Source organism: Serratia sp. 22278, from assembly GCF_052045405.1.
GTDB classification, from domain to species: domain Bacteria; phylum Pseudomonadota; class Gammaproteobacteria; order Enterobacterales; family Enterobacteriaceae; genus Serratia; species Serratia marcescens.
In genome coordinates this window covers 341,637-355,349 of sequence record NZ_JBQEOW010000001.1, presented here as the reverse complement: position 1 = coordinate 355,349, position 13,713 = coordinate 341,637, and the positions used below count along the sequence as shown (strand labels likewise).

Annotated in this window: 15 protein-coding genes and 1 tRNA gene; 6 read left to right on the top strand and 10 right to left on the bottom strand. The window is 52.6% G+C overall.

The window, feature by feature from the left end; all coding sequences use genetic code 11:
* Positions 1 to 72: 72 nt before the first annotated feature.
* Positions 73 to 546, top strand: coding sequence for a redox-sensitive transcriptional activator SoxR (soxR, locus tag ACTJJ6_RS01610; RefSeq protein WP_016928275.1), 474 nt, complete (start codon positions 73 to 75; stop codon positions 544 to 546).
* Between the two features lie 35 nt (positions 547 to 581).
* Here the strand turns inward: soxR and ACTJJ6_RS01605 are convergent, their stop codons facing one another.
* The 5 genes from ACTJJ6_RS01605 to ACTJJ6_RS01585 form a co-directional block, all read right to left on the bottom strand.
* Positions 582 to 1,652 carry a fimbrial protein gene (locus ACTJJ6_RS01605; protein ID WP_048795979.1) on the bottom strand — a complete coding sequence of 357 codons (1,071 nt, stop codon included), beginning with the start codon at positions 1,650 to 1,652 and terminating at the stop codon, positions 582 to 584.
* 18 nt (positions 1,653 to 1,670) lie between these two features.
* The gene (locus ACTJJ6_RS01600; RefSeq protein ID WP_117286944.1) at positions 1,671 to 4,163 is read right to left on the bottom strand and encodes a fimbria/pilus outer membrane usher protein; all 2,493 of its coding nucleotides are present in this window, start codon (positions 4,161 to 4,163) and stop codon (positions 1,671 to 1,673) included.
* Between the two features lie 15 nt (positions 4,164 to 4,178).
* The gene (locus ACTJJ6_RS01595; protein ID WP_049300494.1) at positions 4,179 to 4,874 is read right to left on the bottom strand and encodes a fimbrial biogenesis chaperone; all 696 of its coding nucleotides are present in this window, start codon (positions 4,872 to 4,874) and stop codon (positions 4,179 to 4,181) included.
* Between the two features lie 48 nt (positions 4,875 to 4,922).
* Positions 4,923 to 5,507 carry a fimbrial protein gene (locus ACTJJ6_RS01590; RefSeq protein WP_080286924.1) on the bottom strand — a complete coding sequence of 195 codons (585 nt, stop codon included), beginning with the start codon at positions 5,505 to 5,507 and terminating at the stop codon, positions 4,923 to 4,925.
* A 182-nt stretch (positions 5,508 to 5,689) separates the two neighbouring features.
* Positions 5,690 to 6,301 carry a LuxR C-terminal-related transcriptional regulator gene (locus ACTJJ6_RS01585; RefSeq protein WP_197817530.1) on the bottom strand — a complete coding sequence of 204 codons (612 nt, stop codon included), beginning with the start codon at positions 6,299 to 6,301 and terminating at the stop codon, positions 5,690 to 5,692.
* Positions 6,302 to 6,704: 403 nt separating this feature from the next.
* On the opposite strand from ACTJJ6_RS01585, the gene ACTJJ6_RS01580 reads away from it, so the two are divergent.
* Both ACTJJ6_RS01580 and ACTJJ6_RS01575 read left to right on the top strand, forming a co-directional pair.
* Positions 6,705 to 7,502, top strand: coding sequence for a winged helix-turn-helix domain-containing protein (locus ACTJJ6_RS01580; RefSeq protein ID WP_049300495.1), 798 nt, complete (start codon positions 6,705 to 6,707; stop codon positions 7,500 to 7,502).
* Positions 7,503 to 7,985: a hypothetical protein gene (locus tag ACTJJ6_RS01575; RefSeq protein ID WP_033640789.1), complete on the top strand. Its 483-nt coding sequence runs from the start codon at positions 7,503 to 7,505 to the stop codon at positions 7,983 to 7,985.
* 96 nt (positions 7,986 to 8,081) lie between these two features.
* On the opposite strand, the gene ACTJJ6_RS01570 is transcribed toward ACTJJ6_RS01575, so the two are convergent.
* Together ACTJJ6_RS01570 and ACTJJ6_RS01565 are read right to left on the bottom strand one after the other, a co-directional pair.
* Positions 8,082 to 8,297 carry a hypothetical protein gene (locus tag ACTJJ6_RS01570; RefSeq protein WP_016928277.1) on the bottom strand — a complete coding sequence of 72 codons (216 nt, stop codon included), beginning with the start codon at positions 8,295 to 8,297 and terminating at the stop codon, positions 8,082 to 8,084.
* A 228-nt stretch (positions 8,298 to 8,525) separates the two neighbouring features.
* Positions 8,526 to 8,613, bottom strand: a tRNA-Ser gene (locus tag ACTJJ6_RS01565).
* A gap of 228 nt (positions 8,614 to 8,841) precedes the next feature.
* Here ACTJJ6_RS01565 and yccA point away from each other — a divergent pair.
* Both yccA and tusE read left to right on the top strand, forming a co-directional pair.
* On the top strand, positions 8,842 to 9,501 hold the full coding sequence (gene yccA / locus ACTJJ6_RS01560) for an FtsH protease modulator YccA (protein WP_004928091.1): 660 nt from the start codon (positions 8,842 to 8,844) through the stop codon (positions 9,499 to 9,501).
* Positions 9,502 to 9,612: 111 nt separating this feature from the next.
* Positions 9,613 to 9,942: a sulfurtransferase TusE gene (gene tusE, locus ACTJJ6_RS01555; protein ID WP_004928095.1), complete on the top strand. Its 330-nt coding sequence runs from the start codon at positions 9,613 to 9,615 to the stop codon at positions 9,940 to 9,942.
* A gap of 34 nt (positions 9,943 to 9,976) precedes the next feature.
* On the opposite strand, the gene yccX is transcribed toward tusE, so the two are convergent.
* From yccX to ACTJJ6_RS01540, 3 genes are all read right to left on the bottom strand, one after another.
* The gene (yccX, locus tag ACTJJ6_RS01550) at positions 9,977 to 10,255 is read right to left on the bottom strand and encodes an acylphosphatase (RefSeq protein ID WP_049300496.1); all 279 of its coding nucleotides are present in this window, start codon (positions 10,253 to 10,255) and stop codon (positions 9,977 to 9,979) included.
* 157 nt (positions 10,256 to 10,412) lie between these two features.
* On the bottom strand, positions 10,413 to 11,375 hold the full coding sequence (locus tag ACTJJ6_RS01545; protein ID WP_016928279.1) for an acyltransferase family protein: 963 nt from the start codon (positions 11,373 to 11,375) through the stop codon (positions 10,413 to 10,415).
* 379 nt (positions 11,376 to 11,754) lie between these two features.
* A complete protein-coding gene (locus ACTJJ6_RS01540; protein WP_151254377.1) occupies positions 11,755 to 12,132 on the bottom strand; it encodes a hypothetical protein in 378 nt (125 codons plus the stop codon).
* A 383-nt stretch (positions 12,133 to 12,515) separates the two neighbouring features.
* On the opposite strand from ACTJJ6_RS01540, the gene rlmI reads away from it, so the two are divergent.
* Positions 12,516 to 13,700 carry a 23S rRNA (cytosine(1962)-C(5))-methyltransferase RlmI gene (gene rlmI, locus ACTJJ6_RS01535; protein WP_049300498.1) on the top strand — a complete coding sequence of 395 codons (1,185 nt, stop codon included), beginning with the start codon at positions 12,516 to 12,518 and terminating at the stop codon, positions 13,698 to 13,700.
* Positions 13,701 to 13,713 lie beyond the last annotated feature (13 nt).

The following is a 13,713-nucleotide window of genomic DNA, read 5'->3' as shown; positions in this document are numbered from 1 at the left end:
GCCGGTTGCCAAGCCCGGCTGGCTGCACTATAAAACCTCAGGTTAACTTGAGGTCAAGCTGAGGAACGTGGAATGGCAAGAAATGAACCGATTAACACCTATCGGCTATTGACCGTTGGAGAAGTGGCGAAGCGCAGCGGCGTGGCGGTATCCGCGTTGCACTTTTACGAAAGCAAGGGGCTGATTCAGGCAACGCGCAACGCCGGTAACCAGCGCCGCTACACGCCGGTGGTGTTGCGCTACATCGCGGTGATCAAGATCGCGCAAAGCGCGGGCATTCCACTGGAGGAGATCCGCGCCACGCTGGGCCGCTTTCCCAGCGGCAGCAAACTGACCTCAGAACAATGGGGGCTTTTGTCCTCCGCCTGGCGCAAAACGCTGGATGAACGTATTCAACGGCTAACGGTGCTGCGCGACCATCTCGACAGCTGCATCGGCTGCGGCTGCCTGTCGCTCGCCGACTGCCCGCTGCGCAACCCAAACGATATTTTGGGCCAACAGGGCGCCGGCGCGCATATTTTCGAACACCCGACGGAACACCGGTGAGCGAAACAGGTTGCGCACCGGTTCTCCCGGGCCTCTCAGGGATAGATGATGTTCAACGTGGCCGAGGTGTTGATTTCCCCCTGCGTTACGCCATCGCGCTGATAAGGGTAATAATAAGCGCCCATGCCGATGATGAAGTGACTGTTCAGGCTGCCGCCGGCGGCGACATGAAACAGTGAAGTGGCGCTGCCGCGATCGACGTTGGAAGGCGACAATACCACCGGCGAGCTCGGCATGTCGCGCTTGACCAGGCGCAGCCCCACTCCTTGCGCGCCGCCCGCATTGGCATTGGTCAACACGCTGGCGTCGGAGGCCAGCAGGTTATTGCTGGACAGGAACATCTCAACGGCGCGATCGGCGATGCCTTCCTGCTGCATGTTCTGGCAGCTGATGTTCAGCGAGAACGGCGTGTAGCCGGGTTGATTGTTATTCAGCACCTGCGCCATGCCCATTTTGGGCAACCTGACCGTCAGGCCGGCGTTGTCGAAACGACAGGTGGTGGTTTTCGGCGCGTATTTGATGTTCATCGGCTGGCCGTACATGTCGCGATCGTCATAAGGCCAGTTGCCGGTAAGCAACCAGGTGAGCAATTTCCCCACTTGCTCCAACAGCCAGAACGGCAATTCCAGAATGCCGATGCCGGTCACATCGCTCACCAGTAAAACGTCATCGAGCATCAAGGTATCGCCAGGCACCACCCGCCCATCCTTGGGTTTTTGCACCAGCGAATAACGAATGGTCATCGGCGAGTTTAACTCTGACGCGGAGTGTTCCCCGCGCCCCCTCAACGTTCTGTCGCTTATCTTGTTGGTGATTTCCGCCCGGATCCACTGTTGACCGTTGTTAAAACCGAAAATCGCGGCCTGCGAATCTTTCGGCGAAAGCTTGATGGTGTAGGAAAAGTTGCTTTTGGACTTGCTACAGTTAAATGTGCCGGTGTACTGGGTATTATATTGTGCCTCCCAGACCGGCATATTGGCGCTCAGCTTATCGGAGAGATCAACAAAAATCGGGGGCGCAAACTCCGCTCCTTTGCCATAGCAGGAAGCATGGCTATAGCCGCTGAACAGCCCGGACAGCAGCAGCAAAAAAATCAGCCTGATCATAGATTCGGTTATCCTGTATTAGCGGCAAACGCCGGGCGACGCATCCAGCGCCAGAGTCGGTTTGGCGATGCGGCAACTGCCGTCGCGCAATTGCACCGTCAACGCCGTTGGCGGCTGTTCAGCGCGCAGGTACAACACGCTGGCCTGGCCGACAAAACCTACCGACCGAGCGTTTTCATCCATCACTTCGGCGCCGAACGGCAGCGGTGCACCATCGGCGCGCAGCGCCCGCAGCTGGAATGGCCGGCGTTGGTCGGTCTCGAATTTCAGGTAGCTGACCGCGCCGTAGTAAGGTACATGGTTGGCGACGTTGCCGCTGATTTCCGCCCCGCTGCTGTGGCCGGTATCCGATAACGTGACCGAGTTTTGCCGGTACGGCGTGGCGTAAGGCACCAGCGCCAACCCCTGCGCATTGGTCACGATGCTTTCGTCGCCGTTGACCATCAGCCCTTCGGCCTGCGGCGCCTCGACCACCGTCATGGTGTTGCCGATCTCGTTCGACGCCAGCAGATGCCAGGGGATCGCCACCAGGCTGCCACGCGCGCTGAGGCCGCTCTGACGATAATCATCGCCTTCGCTGTAGGAGACGCCCAGCGTCGAGGCGCGCGCGCGATAGGCCGCATTGACGCTGGCCATATTGTCGCCGCCGCTGCGATTGCTGCCGCTCAGCGAGTAGCTCAGGCGGTTGGATTCCAGCGCATTGCCGCTCAGGCTGACCGTGCTTTGCTGATAGTGAGAGTCCGTCGCAGACAGACCGGTGCTGAGGTAGGCGTTATTATCGAACACCGACAGCGGTAAGCTGAACGACAGGTAATAGCGCGTCTCTTCCTCACGCTGGCTGTTGCGCACCCGGCTGGCGGAAACGGAGTAGCTGACGCGCCCCAGATTGTTGGAGTACCCCAGTTGGTATTCGCGGCTTTTCGCATTGGCCGTCCAGTAATCACGCTGGGAGCCGGAGAAGAACAGCGTGCCCCACCCTTCGTTAAGACGCTGGTTCAGGTTGAGCGTAAAGGTATTTTTCGGCCGAGCCGAACGCAGCGCATCCCAGGTGTTCATATCCAGTTCGGACACGCCCTCCTCGTCGCGCCAGCGATCAACCTGACGCTCCAGCTGGCGATAGCCGTCATTGGAGTAAATGGCGTCGGTAAAGCTGTAGTAACCGCGGGTGGAGTAGCGATAGGCAGCCAGCGTGAAGTTGGTCGCGGTGACATCGAGAAATTTACTGTAGGCGATACGGAAGCTCTGCCCGCTTTCACGGCGGTTTTTCAGGCGAGTATCGGCATGCGTCAGGTCAATGGACACTGCCCCTATCGGCAGGTTCCAGCCGCTGCCGAGCAGCCAGGCCTGATAATCGTCGCTCAAAATGCTGCCGGCATAACCCGTTACCAGATTGTTGAAACCGTACTGCAGGGTGCCCTGTACAAAGCCGGGGTCGTAATCGGTATTGTTTTCGTTTACCTTGCCGGCCAGTACGCTGTATTGGCTGACACCCTGTTTCAACATGTTGGGTACGGCTGAAAACGGCACGCTGAACGACTGCTCGCGCCCGTCAGCCTCTTTGACCGTCACCCACAGATCGCCCGCCGAACCGGTCGGCTGAATGCTGTCGAGGGTAAAGGCGCCCGGCGGCACGTTTTCCTGGTAGATCACGTTGCCGTTCTGCACCACTTTCACCAGGGCGTTGGATTGCGCCACGCCACGCACGATCGGTGAAAAACCCTGCTGCGAGTTGGGCCGCATGCTGATATCCGACGCCAGCGCCACCCCGCGAATGCGTACCGAGTCGAACAGCTCCCCCGGCGAATAAAAATCACCGGCGGTCAGGTTTGATTTGATGTCAGCGAAGCCGCGCTGCAGATAACGCGTGTTGTTTTGCCAATGGCTCCCCCGCCCGCTGCCGTGGCGAAAGCTGCTGCTGTCGCGAAATTGCCAGCCGGCCAGATTGATCCCGGATTCCAGCCCGGTATAAAAATCGTCATTGTTGCTGCGATTGCCTTCGCCGCGCGCCTCGGCGTGGTAGTAGGTCGCGTTGTAGGCCAGCGTCAACGCGGAGATGCCACGATTCCAGAAAGCCGGATCCACGTATCCTGCTTCCGATCGGTTGATCCGCGCCTGCGGTACCGTCAACCGCAGGCTCAGCGCGCCGACGTCCATATCGAACCGCCCGCCCTGTACCAGCGAGGCGATCGACAGCGTCGTCTGGGGCGCCTGAGGTGTCGGCAATTGACTCAGATCGATGCCCAACCGCTGCGCATCCTGGTAGCCAATTTGAATATCGTCGCGTTGCGTGCCAAACAGCAGCGCGTAGCGCCCTTTCCAGTCATGATTGACATACACATCGATCTCCTGCCGGCCGGCAGGCATGTCATTGTTGAGGTAAAAACGCGAAAGATCGGAATCGCGCGATTCGCCGGCCAACAGCGAAGTATCGAACGTCACCGCCCAGGCCGTATCCGGCAACAAGAATGAAGAGGCGGTCAGCAGCGAGAGGACTTTTTTATTCAGCTTCATTGTTGTTCTTTCAGGTTAGTGTGCGGTGATGGCTTTAGACTTGTAAGCCCCCAGATCGTCGATATACATCAGGTCATAACGCGCGTTCTTACTGACCGATAGTTTGCTGGCAGCAAACTGGGTGGAAAACGGCGCAACCATCAGCGAATCAACCAGCAGATGCTTGTCCTCACCCTGGCCGATATTCGCTACCGTGATGAAATACGGGCTGTTGTTGATGACGTTGAATCCCTTGCCATTGGCTTGCAGCGTCAGTGTTTCCAACGCGTTTTCTACGCCGCGGGTTAAGGCCTGCGGGCGGTAGAACAGCTTGATGCGCGATTTGATCGCCAACTGCAGCGTATTGGTACCCTGCAGGTTTTCCGGCGTCGGCGGGATATCCAGCACGTTGAGATAGAACACCGATTCGCGATCCGCCGCCAACGCGGCGCCGATTTTCTGAATGCGCAGCTGCTGCCCGCTGTTGCCGTTCACTTTCACCACCGGTGGCGATAGCAAAAACGGTACGTTGGCGGTTTCCGGGGTGGAATTGATGTCGCCGTCGTCGATCCAGGCCTGAACCAGTGAGGGATCGGCACCGTTATTTAGCAGCTGGACAATCACATCCTTGTTGTTTGCCGGGTAGATCACCCGCGTACCGTTAACCACCACATTGGCCTGCGCGCCAACGGAACCGAGCAACAGCGCCGCTATCATCATATATTTTTTCATCGTTCCCCCGGGTGGCCAGGCCCATCAAGGGCCTGGCTTTCAGCGCGATTACAGGTAAGAAATGGTGTAAGTCACGTTGGAGCTCAGAGCGCCCACTTTTGCCGCTTCGGCGTTGGTTTTGTAGTAGTACGCGTCCAGCGTCAGGGTTTCTGAATCCGGCGCCGCTTTATCGCCCATGATGTCGGTGACATAAGGCACGTTCAGCTGGATCGGGGTGGAAGAACCGGTTTCAGCCAGAGAGAAGCCCACGTTCTTCGCGACGGAAGCGTCGTTCTCGTTGACCGAATTGTTCAGCAAATATTTGCCGTCGGTGGAGATGTTATCCGCGGAGGAGAAGTAGATTTTCAGCGGGGTGCCTGCAGTGCCGGCCGCCGGCGAACAGCCGGAGAAGGTCAGCGAGAAGGACTTCTTGTTCTTGGTGATTGGTCCAACGGTGTTACCCGCGTCGGTCACCGAGATCGGGCTCAGCGCAACGGTGAAATCCGCGCTTTTTCCGCCGTTAATCGTACAGGTGGTGTCGGTAATGGCGCCGGTAAAGTTAATGATGCCACCGGCGGAATTGTCTTCAGCAAAAGCCGTAGGGGCAGCGACCGCAGCCGCCATGATTGCAACAGAAAACATCTTCTTCATCATGAGATAAAACTCCATAACAGTTTGGTTTAAGAGAATAAATAAAAATCAGCCGCTGCCGGCGGGATAAAACAATCCCTCCCCGTAATACAGAGGCAAAAGGATGAACACATTCCTGTTTTTATAAAATCAAGCAATGACGTTATTAATCACCCGACAATAGAAACGATGAAAATAACGAATATCTAGGAAACCTCCGAGAAACCGGATGATATTTCCAGTAAGTTGTGCACCCGATTCTTCAATCCCATTTTGCGTAATGCACTGCATTTCTGCGTACTGACCGTTTTTACGCTTTTATCAAGAATCTTGGAAACCTGAGTCACCGTATAGCCGAAGGAAAGCAAATGGAGTGTTTCCACTTCACTTTCCGTCAGACAACTTTCCGTATGGCGGCCCACTCCTCTCTCAACGCTTCCATTCAATGCAGGATGCTGCGAGATATTATCCATCAGAAAAGACAACTCTTTACTGATGCCGGGGACACTGCCTTTTTTATCGAGCACGACGATATCATGCGAGACAGAGCGAAATAACAGACGGCGCTTCTCTTCCGTCGTCAGAAAAATCTTTACACCATGAATAGCAGCCAATAACGCCACAGCCATACTGAAACGCAACATGCTTTTTACCGCATCATCGACGATCAGAATATCGTGGCAATTTCGCCCCATAGCCAAAGGCAGATCGTCATAGTAGGCAATAACGTGATCTTTATGAAAAATCCTTGGCATCAATATTCTTTTTATCGCCTCTCTGAAGAAAATGTTTTCAGATACGATACCGATACTGAGCATACTTCCTCCATCCATGGTCAAAGACAACGTCGATACCTTGCACTAAATACCTGTCTTTTTCTTGGAAAACTCACATTGCCGTTCGGGAGCAAACAATAAGCGATTGGCACATAAACAAGCGCCGTAAACACTAAGATAATTCTGCATCAAATCATTAACGGCAGGAACATTATTTTTATTAACCTAAACTTTAATTATTATAATCTATGAAAACTAACTTTTTTAGAATTTAACACCAAAAATGACATAAAAAACGGCAACGAACTGCGTTTTCCGTTCGCCGACAAAATAAAAAAATGCCCTTAATTATTTATGTTCCCCGCCCAGAACCTTGACCTACCCGAAGTTTCACTAAATACTAGCCGTGAACTGGAAGCCTATATCATTATAAAAACCTGAACACATGAAATATATTATCGACCTCTGCGTCATCTATGACGCAAACGCCTGTCGTCTCCAACTCATTGATAATGATGAGTCATCGATACGGATATCCAACCCGGCTTCGCGCCTGCTAATTGAAATGCTGACTCATCCCAATATCCCATTGAAACGCGAGATGTTGATAAAAAAGGTATGGGAAGAGTATGGTTTTTCAGGCTCATCGATCAGTCTAAATGTGGCCGTCAGTGAAATAAGGAAAGCATTCAAACTTCTGGGCAGAGAAACCTCCCCAATAAAGACCCTGGCAAAAGTCGGTTTTTGTTTCACCGCTATGATTGAAATTTATCCGCCACCGCAGGTAACCGTCAGCGAAACGCCGCCTTCTTATGCTTCAGAGTCGCTTTCGTCCCTGGCTCCTGTTGCCGAACCACACAACGTGCCGCCGCAGAAAAAGGTAAAGGTTAGCGCTGTTGCCACTGTCTGCTGCGTATTTATTCCTCTATTGATCGCAGCGACGCTTTATCCTATCGAACCGGCTGATCAACCTCGGGAGAATTTAGTTGCGTTAGGAAAAAAAGAAAATTGCACCCTATATTCTCTGGATGCAGATAAACATATTGATGACGAACTGGAAAAACGCATGGTCAACCAGGCATTAGAAGGCAGCGGTGTGGATTGTCTAGCCAATAAGGCGGATATCTATTTTTCCTCCGAAAAACATACGTTGATTTATAACACCTTCCTCGGAGTGTGTTATCTCGGCTCGCAAGATCGATACACCCAGTGTGTTACCTACAAAATTCTCAATGGAAAATAAATGGCCGCATTGCGCAACCCAAAAACACTGATTATCGGATTTTTGGCAGTGATTCTCTTCATTGTCCTGCTTCGCGTTTTAACACCCGCCGCACCTGTACATATGAATTGCCAAGCCGATACGATCACAAAAAAACGATTAGCTTCAGGCGATGACCTGGAACTAAAAGTGACGGGCAGTTTATTCATCTATGACGAGCATCGCGCCATGATCGTTCAACGTGGGGACATTAGCGTGGGAGGAAAAACCTACAGCCTGGATAGGAAAATAAACTTTGATATAAAGAGGTTGGATCACGGATTTTACATGACCACCCACCGAGAAATCAGCAAAGCCCCCGACGATAACGCGCCGGATGAGTTGACCAAAGAAATCCCCATGATCTCTCTCGGCATTAAGAACGGCGTTTTTTCGATGCGTAAAGTTCGACAGGATGCGTACATCGTTCATGGCGTGCTTTTCCCGGTCACGTTATGCCGTTAACGTGAAAGCAGAATGCCATAAAGCGACAGCGAAGAAACACAAGGGGGCGTGCTCTTGGCAAACACGCCCCAGATAGCGGTTGGGGAGGCGGGAGGATTATTTTACCGACATATCCGTGCGGACGATGCCATGGTTTTTCATCACCTCTTCCATGGTGAGGTTCTCATCGTACGGCGTATCATCCACCACGACGTCTTGCGGGCGGACATAAGGTTTGGTCGCGCGTTTGAACATCCACCACCATACGAACACCAGAAAAGCGCCGGACTTCAAAAAGATCATCGTCCATAAGGCGACTTGATACCAGTTCATCTCTGTCTCCATAAGAGCATTAAGCGAAATTGATAAGGCGGCGTTGCTTGTCGCACCGGTAACGCCTGGCAACAGCAGGCATCCGAGCGGCCGACCTTGATGGGTGCATAATCTCACCGACGCATGGCCCTTATCAATAGCCGATCGCGTTTCCTGCAGAAGCGCCCCGGTTTATCCGCACGCAAAAGCAAAAAACCCCGTGCTCAGAGAGCACGGGGTCAGAATGTATGGCGGAGGAGCAGAGATTCGAACTCTGGAACGGTTTCCCGTCGACGGTTTTCAAGACCGTTGCCTTCAGCCACTCGGCCACCCCTCCGCAACGACGCGCACTATAAACAGACCTTATTCGCTTGTAAAGCCCAAACGCGTTCAACCGCGCGAAAAATCGCCGCAGGCAAAGCAAGCGGCGATCAAACGAACACCTTCCCCGTTGTTGCCATAATGATAACTAAGGGTAAAGATTGGTAAACAAACTTTAATCAAGCGCTTGCGCTGCCTATCATCGGGATTATTTTGTGATGGCCTGATAAGAGAGAGCATCATTATGGACCGCATTGTCGTCTCATCTTCTTCGCGCGACTCGCTGCTCAGCACGCATAAAGTCCTGCGCAACACCTATTTCCTGTTATCCCTGACCCTGGCTTTCTCAGCCCTGACCGCGACCGCCAGTACGATGTTGGGTCTGCCTGCGCCAGGCTTGCTGCTGATGCTGGTCGGTTTCTACGGCCTGATGTTCCTGACCCATAAACTGGCCAACAGCCCGGCGGGCATTCTGGCGGCTTTCGCGCTGACCGGTTTCATGGGATACGCCCTCGGCCCGATCCTCAGTTCGTTCCTGAACGCCGGCGCGGGCGATCTGATCATGCTGGCGCTGGGCGGCACCGCCGCGGTGTTCTTCTGCTGCTCGGCGTATGTGCTGACCACCCGTAAAGACATGTCGTTCCTGTCCGGCATGATGATGGCCGGTTTTGTGGTGCTGCTGGTGGCGGTGATCGCCAACCTGTTCCTGCAGATCCCTGCTCTGCACCTGGCTATCAGCGCGCTGTTCATCCTGTTCTCCGCCGGCGCGATCCTGTGGGAAACCAGCAACATCATTCACGGCGGCGAGACCAACTACATTCGCGCCACCGTTAGCCTGTACGTGTCGCTCTACAACATGTTCATCAGCCTGTTGAGCATTCTGGGCTTCGCCCGCAGCAACTGATCGCGCGTTACGCATGCCTTCCAGGCCCCGCTCCGGCGGGGCTTTGTTTTTTGCGGCCGAAAAAATTTGCTAAACTGGCGGCCGTTCCGAATTATCCGTTATCGAGGCAGTATGTTGGAGTTTGAAGGTCAGGTTATCGACACTGACGCGCAGGGCTATCTGAAAAACAGCGCCGACTGGCATGAAGGCCTGGCGCCGCTGCTGGCCGCGCAGGAAGAGATCGTGCTCACCGAAGCACACTGGGAAGTGGTGCGCTTCGTGCGCGACTTCTATCAGGAATTCAATACTTCGCCGGCTATTCGCATGCTGGTCAAAGCCATGGCGCAGAAATACGGCGAAGAAAAAGGCAACAGCCGCTATCTGTATCGCCTGTTTCCGAAAGGGCCGGCCAAACAAGCCACCAAAATCGCCGGCTTGCCGAAACCGGTGAAATGCATCTGACCGCTCAGCCCGCAGCGCCGCTGCAGGCGAGCATTCAGTAGCGAATGCCAAACCCGGCGTAATCGGCCACCCCCTGCGGCTCCACCAGCACGCGTTCGACGCGCGCGCTGCGCGGGCCGCCCTGTTTCAACCACTCCACCAGCTTATCCACCTGCGCCTGTGTGCCGCAGGCCACCACCTGAACGCTGCCGTCATCGAGATTGCGCGCATAGCCGGTCACCCCCAACGCCTCGGCCTGCCGCTGAGTGGAATAGCGGAACCCTACCCCCTGCACCACGCCATACACATACGCAGCAATGCAAACTTGTGACATAATCGCCCCCTGTTGTCTTGTCTAAAGAATAAGGATGTATTGAGTATAGAAACTCAATCAAAAGATAAAGAGACAGGGAGCCATAGGACAACAATTTGTCTAATGGAGGCTTACGTAAAAAGTAGACGGCCGAGTCCCCTCGGCCGGGACAGACGTTCTATTTTTCGGCGGGTAGCCAGTTGGCCCTTTCCCCGTAAAAGAAAGAGTCGATAAATCTGCTTTTGCCACGCAAGCGGATAAATATGATGACCAGGGCGAAAATAATGGCCGTTACGCTGAGATAAAAACCTGACGAATCCTTATCGACCATTGCTCCGACAAGCAAAATGGGTAACACATGCCAAAGATAAATAGGCAGAGATACCTGCCCCATTTTGACCACTAAGCCCTCAATTCTTAGCTTCAGGCGCTTACACAAACTCAGCATCAACAACAACAGCGCAGCATTAAATGCAAACCATGAGGCGGCATCCAGCAGTGCCCCGCTCGGTTCATAATACCCTAATATACCTACGGCCAACGCGATAGCGAACAATGCCAGCGGATTACCGTAAAAATTCTTATCCCCCACCAGGAAGCCTAATAAAAAGAAGGAGTAGTAATAATAGAAACGCTTATCACCAATGAATTTCAGCCAGGCATATTGGTTTTCCAGCGTGTCGGCGTAACAGTACCAGACAATAGACAATATGGCGGAAGTGAACAGAAAGAAACCGAGTAAGAAATTACTCTTGTAAATGACCATAGTATATAGCACAAATATGATCACTGCTGGGATATACCAAAGATGATAGTAGGGGTAGAGAAATAGACCGATGAGTTGCTTTAAGCCTACTTCTTCTGAGAAGTAAAGAGAATAAACACTGTAAACAACGAATGCCAACACATAAGGAATTATCATTCGCCACTGATACTTTTTCAGCACACTAATCACGCCGCCATCAAGAAAATAGCGCCGAACAAAGTAGCCCGTCACCCCTAGAAAAAGCGGCATATGGAAATAATATATTGCCCCACGCAAACCAACATCAGCACTGCCAGGCAATACATGTCCCACAATGACGAGCAAGATAAGCAACCCTTTCAAAAAATCAAACGATAAGCTTCTTTCTTTAGCCATTTAAGAAAAATCCTAACATCTAAATAATAAATATCAGGTGCTCAATAACAGATTAAGTTAAGATTTTTGTCAATGCGAAAAAACCTAAAAATCACAAAAAACTTACAAAGAACTTACAAACCGTCGCCCGGAGGATAGGCTTTCCTCCGTGAGGCAAACGACAGTCTGAAGTCAATTACTACGAAAATAAAACGATAACAATCAATTAATTAAAAAAACCAATCCCCAACCCCCATTGAATGATAGGCTCTGCTTGCTCACAAGAAAGCGCACCGTCGACATGCCGTCGTTGTTACACTTACCGTCGGACAACCAAGCGGCAGCGCTATTCCTATTTCGAGTAAAGCCATCTGCTCCATTGACGATTATGTGAGAGGCGTCAATGATTTTTTTTCAAGTTATCGAGGGATGATGTAATATCAGAAAAATCAACCAACTTGCGAACGACTTTCGTTTTAAAACGATCATCATATTCAACCTGAGCATTTTTTACCTTTAATAACCTATCAATCATTCTGTCCGCTTGCTCGCCGTCGAATCCAAAATAACGGTTGCCGTAAAATCGCTCGCCGTTAATCAACACAGCACCTGAGTTTGGGTTCGCAGTGGGTGGAAATAAAATTTTATAATGCCCGGCCTGAACCGAAATCTTTAATACTCCATCACTTATAGTGTTTTCATCACCATGAAAAACCCACTCGTTAGCTAATACTGTGTTAGTCGTCATAAAAAAAATTAAAAACAAAAACATCCTCACTGGTGCACTCCCTTCAATTCATATCTTAAAAACAATCAGCAACACTCTTAATTAAAATAAAACATTACTATTCAGCCTTATTTCCTATAAAGCATAATGCCTCAGACGAATATCGGCGCCTACAGGTAACGAGGCGCCTTCACACGCTGTTCGACGTGCGTTCATCTCTACCTCGCTATAATACACCTATTTAAGCTGTCATTTCTTCAGTTTGAAGGCTGCACTTTCTCTCTCTCTCTACGGTGTGACGTCAGCAGAGATAACGCGATACAATGCGAGCCAACGCGGTAGTGAACACCGTAAGATTCAGCTATGATGACGAACTTATTTTGGCAATTCTTCAAAACCGCCAATTAACCCATTGAATAAAAAGTAGTTTAACCATGCGCTTACATCTCGCCAAAGGACGTGAAAAGTCCTTACTCCGTCGCCACCCTTGGGTGTTCTCCGGCGCCGTTCAACGCGTTGAGGGTAAAGCCCTCTCCGGTGAAACCATCGATATCCTCGACAGCCAGGGCAAGTGGCTGGCGCGCGGCGCCTATTCGCCCGAGTCGCAGATCCGCGCACGCGTCTGGACTTTCCAACAGGATGAAGAGATTAACATCGATTTCTTCATTCGCCGCCTGCAGCAAGCGCAAAGCTGGCGTGATTGGGTCGCGCAGCGTGACGGTCTGGACGGATACCGCCTGATCGCCGGCGAGTCCGACGGCCTGCCGGGCATCACTATCGATCGCTTCCAGAATTACCTGGTGCTGCAGCTGCTGTCCGCCGGTGCCGAATACCAGCGCCCGGCCCTGCTTTCCGCCCTGCAGCATTGCTACCCGGAATGTTCGATTTACGATCGCTCCGACGTTGCGGTGCGTAAAAAAGAAGGCCTGCCGCTGGCGCAGGGCCCGGTGCTGGGCGATCTGCCGCCGGAACTGCTGCCTATTACCGAGCACGGCATGAAGCTGCTGGTGGACATTCAGCAAGGGCACAAGACCGGTTTCTACCTCGACCAGCGCGACAGTCGCCTGGCGGCGCGGAACTACTCTGCCGGCCGCCGGGTGCTGAACTGCTTCTCCTACACCGGCGCCTTCGCCGTTTCCGCTCTGATGGGCGGCTGCGAGCAAGTGATCAGCGTGGATACCTCACAGGCGGCGCTGGACATCGCAAAACAGAATGTCGAGCTCAACAAGCTGGACCTGAGCAAGGCGGAGTTCGTTCGCGATGACGTGTTCCAACTGCTGCGCAACTACCGCGCTCAAGGCGAAAAATTCGATCTGATCATCATGGATCCGCCTAAGTTCGTCGAGAACAAGAATCAGTTGGCCAGCGCCTGCCGCGGCTACAAAGACATCAACATGCTGGCGCTGCAGTTGCTGAATCCAGGCGGCATTCTGCTCAGCTTCTCCTGCTCCGGCCTGATGCCGACCGACCTGTTCCAGAAAATTTTGGCCGATGCCGCTGTAGATGCCGGACGTGATGTACAATTTATAGAGCAGTTCCGCCAGGCTGCCGATCACCCGGTGATCGCCACGTATCCTGAGGGGCTGTATCTGAAAGGCTTCGCTTGTCGGGTGATGTAACTTGAAATGCGCT

Excerpts from the sequence above, each read along its gene's own strand:
- ACTJJ6_RS01590 (WP_080286924.1), bottom strand. The coding sequence starts at position 5,507 with ATGATGAAGAAGATGTTTTCTGTTGCAATCATGGCGGCTGCGGTCGCT.
- ACTJJ6_RS01600 (WP_117286944.1), bottom strand. The coding sequence starts at position 4,163 with ATGAAGCTGAATAAAAAAGTCCTCTCGCTGCTGACCGCCTCTTCATTC.
- ACTJJ6_RS01585 (WP_197817530.1), bottom strand. The coding sequence starts at position 6,301 with ATGCTCAGTATCGGTATCGTATCTGAAAACATTTTCTTCAGAGAGGCG.
- ACTJJ6_RS01575 (WP_033640789.1), top strand. The coding sequence starts at position 7,503 with ATGGCCGCATTGCGCAACCCAAAAACACTGATTATCGGATTTTTGGCA.
- yccA (WP_004928091.1), top strand. The coding sequence starts at position 8,842 with ATGGACCGCATTGTCGTCTCATCTTCTTCGCGCGACTCGCTGCTCAGC.
- soxR (WP_016928275.1), top strand. The coding sequence starts at position 73 with ATGGCAAGAAATGAACCGATTAACACCTATCGGCTATTGACCGTTGGA.
- rlmI (WP_049300498.1), top strand. The coding sequence starts at position 12,516 with ATGCGCTTACATCTCGCCAAAGGACGTGAAAAGTCCTTACTCCGTCGC.
- ACTJJ6_RS01605 (WP_048795979.1), bottom strand. The coding sequence starts at position 1,652 with ATGATCAGGCTGATTTTTTTGCTGCTGCTGTCCGGGCTGTTCAGCGGC.
- ACTJJ6_RS01545 (WP_016928279.1), bottom strand. The coding sequence starts at position 11,375 with ATGGCTAAAGAAAGAAGCTTATCGTTTGATTTTTTGAAAGGGTTGCTT.
- ACTJJ6_RS01595 (WP_049300494.1), bottom strand. The coding sequence starts at position 4,874 with ATGAAAAAATATATGATGATAGCGGCGCTGTTGCTCGGTTCCGTTGGC.
- yccX (WP_049300496.1), bottom strand. The coding sequence starts at position 10,255 with ATGTCACAAGTTTGCATTGCTGCGTATGTGTATGGCGTGGTGCAGGGG.
- tusE (WP_004928095.1), top strand. The coding sequence starts at position 9,613 with ATGTTGGAGTTTGAAGGTCAGGTTATCGACACTGACGCGCAGGGCTAT.
- ACTJJ6_RS01580 (WP_049300495.1), top strand. The coding sequence starts at position 6,705 with ATGAAATATATTATCGACCTCTGCGTCATCTATGACGCAAACGCCTGT.
- ACTJJ6_RS01570 (WP_016928277.1), bottom strand. The coding sequence starts at position 8,297 with ATGAACTGGTATCAAGTCGCCTTATGGACGATGATCTTTTTGAAGTCC.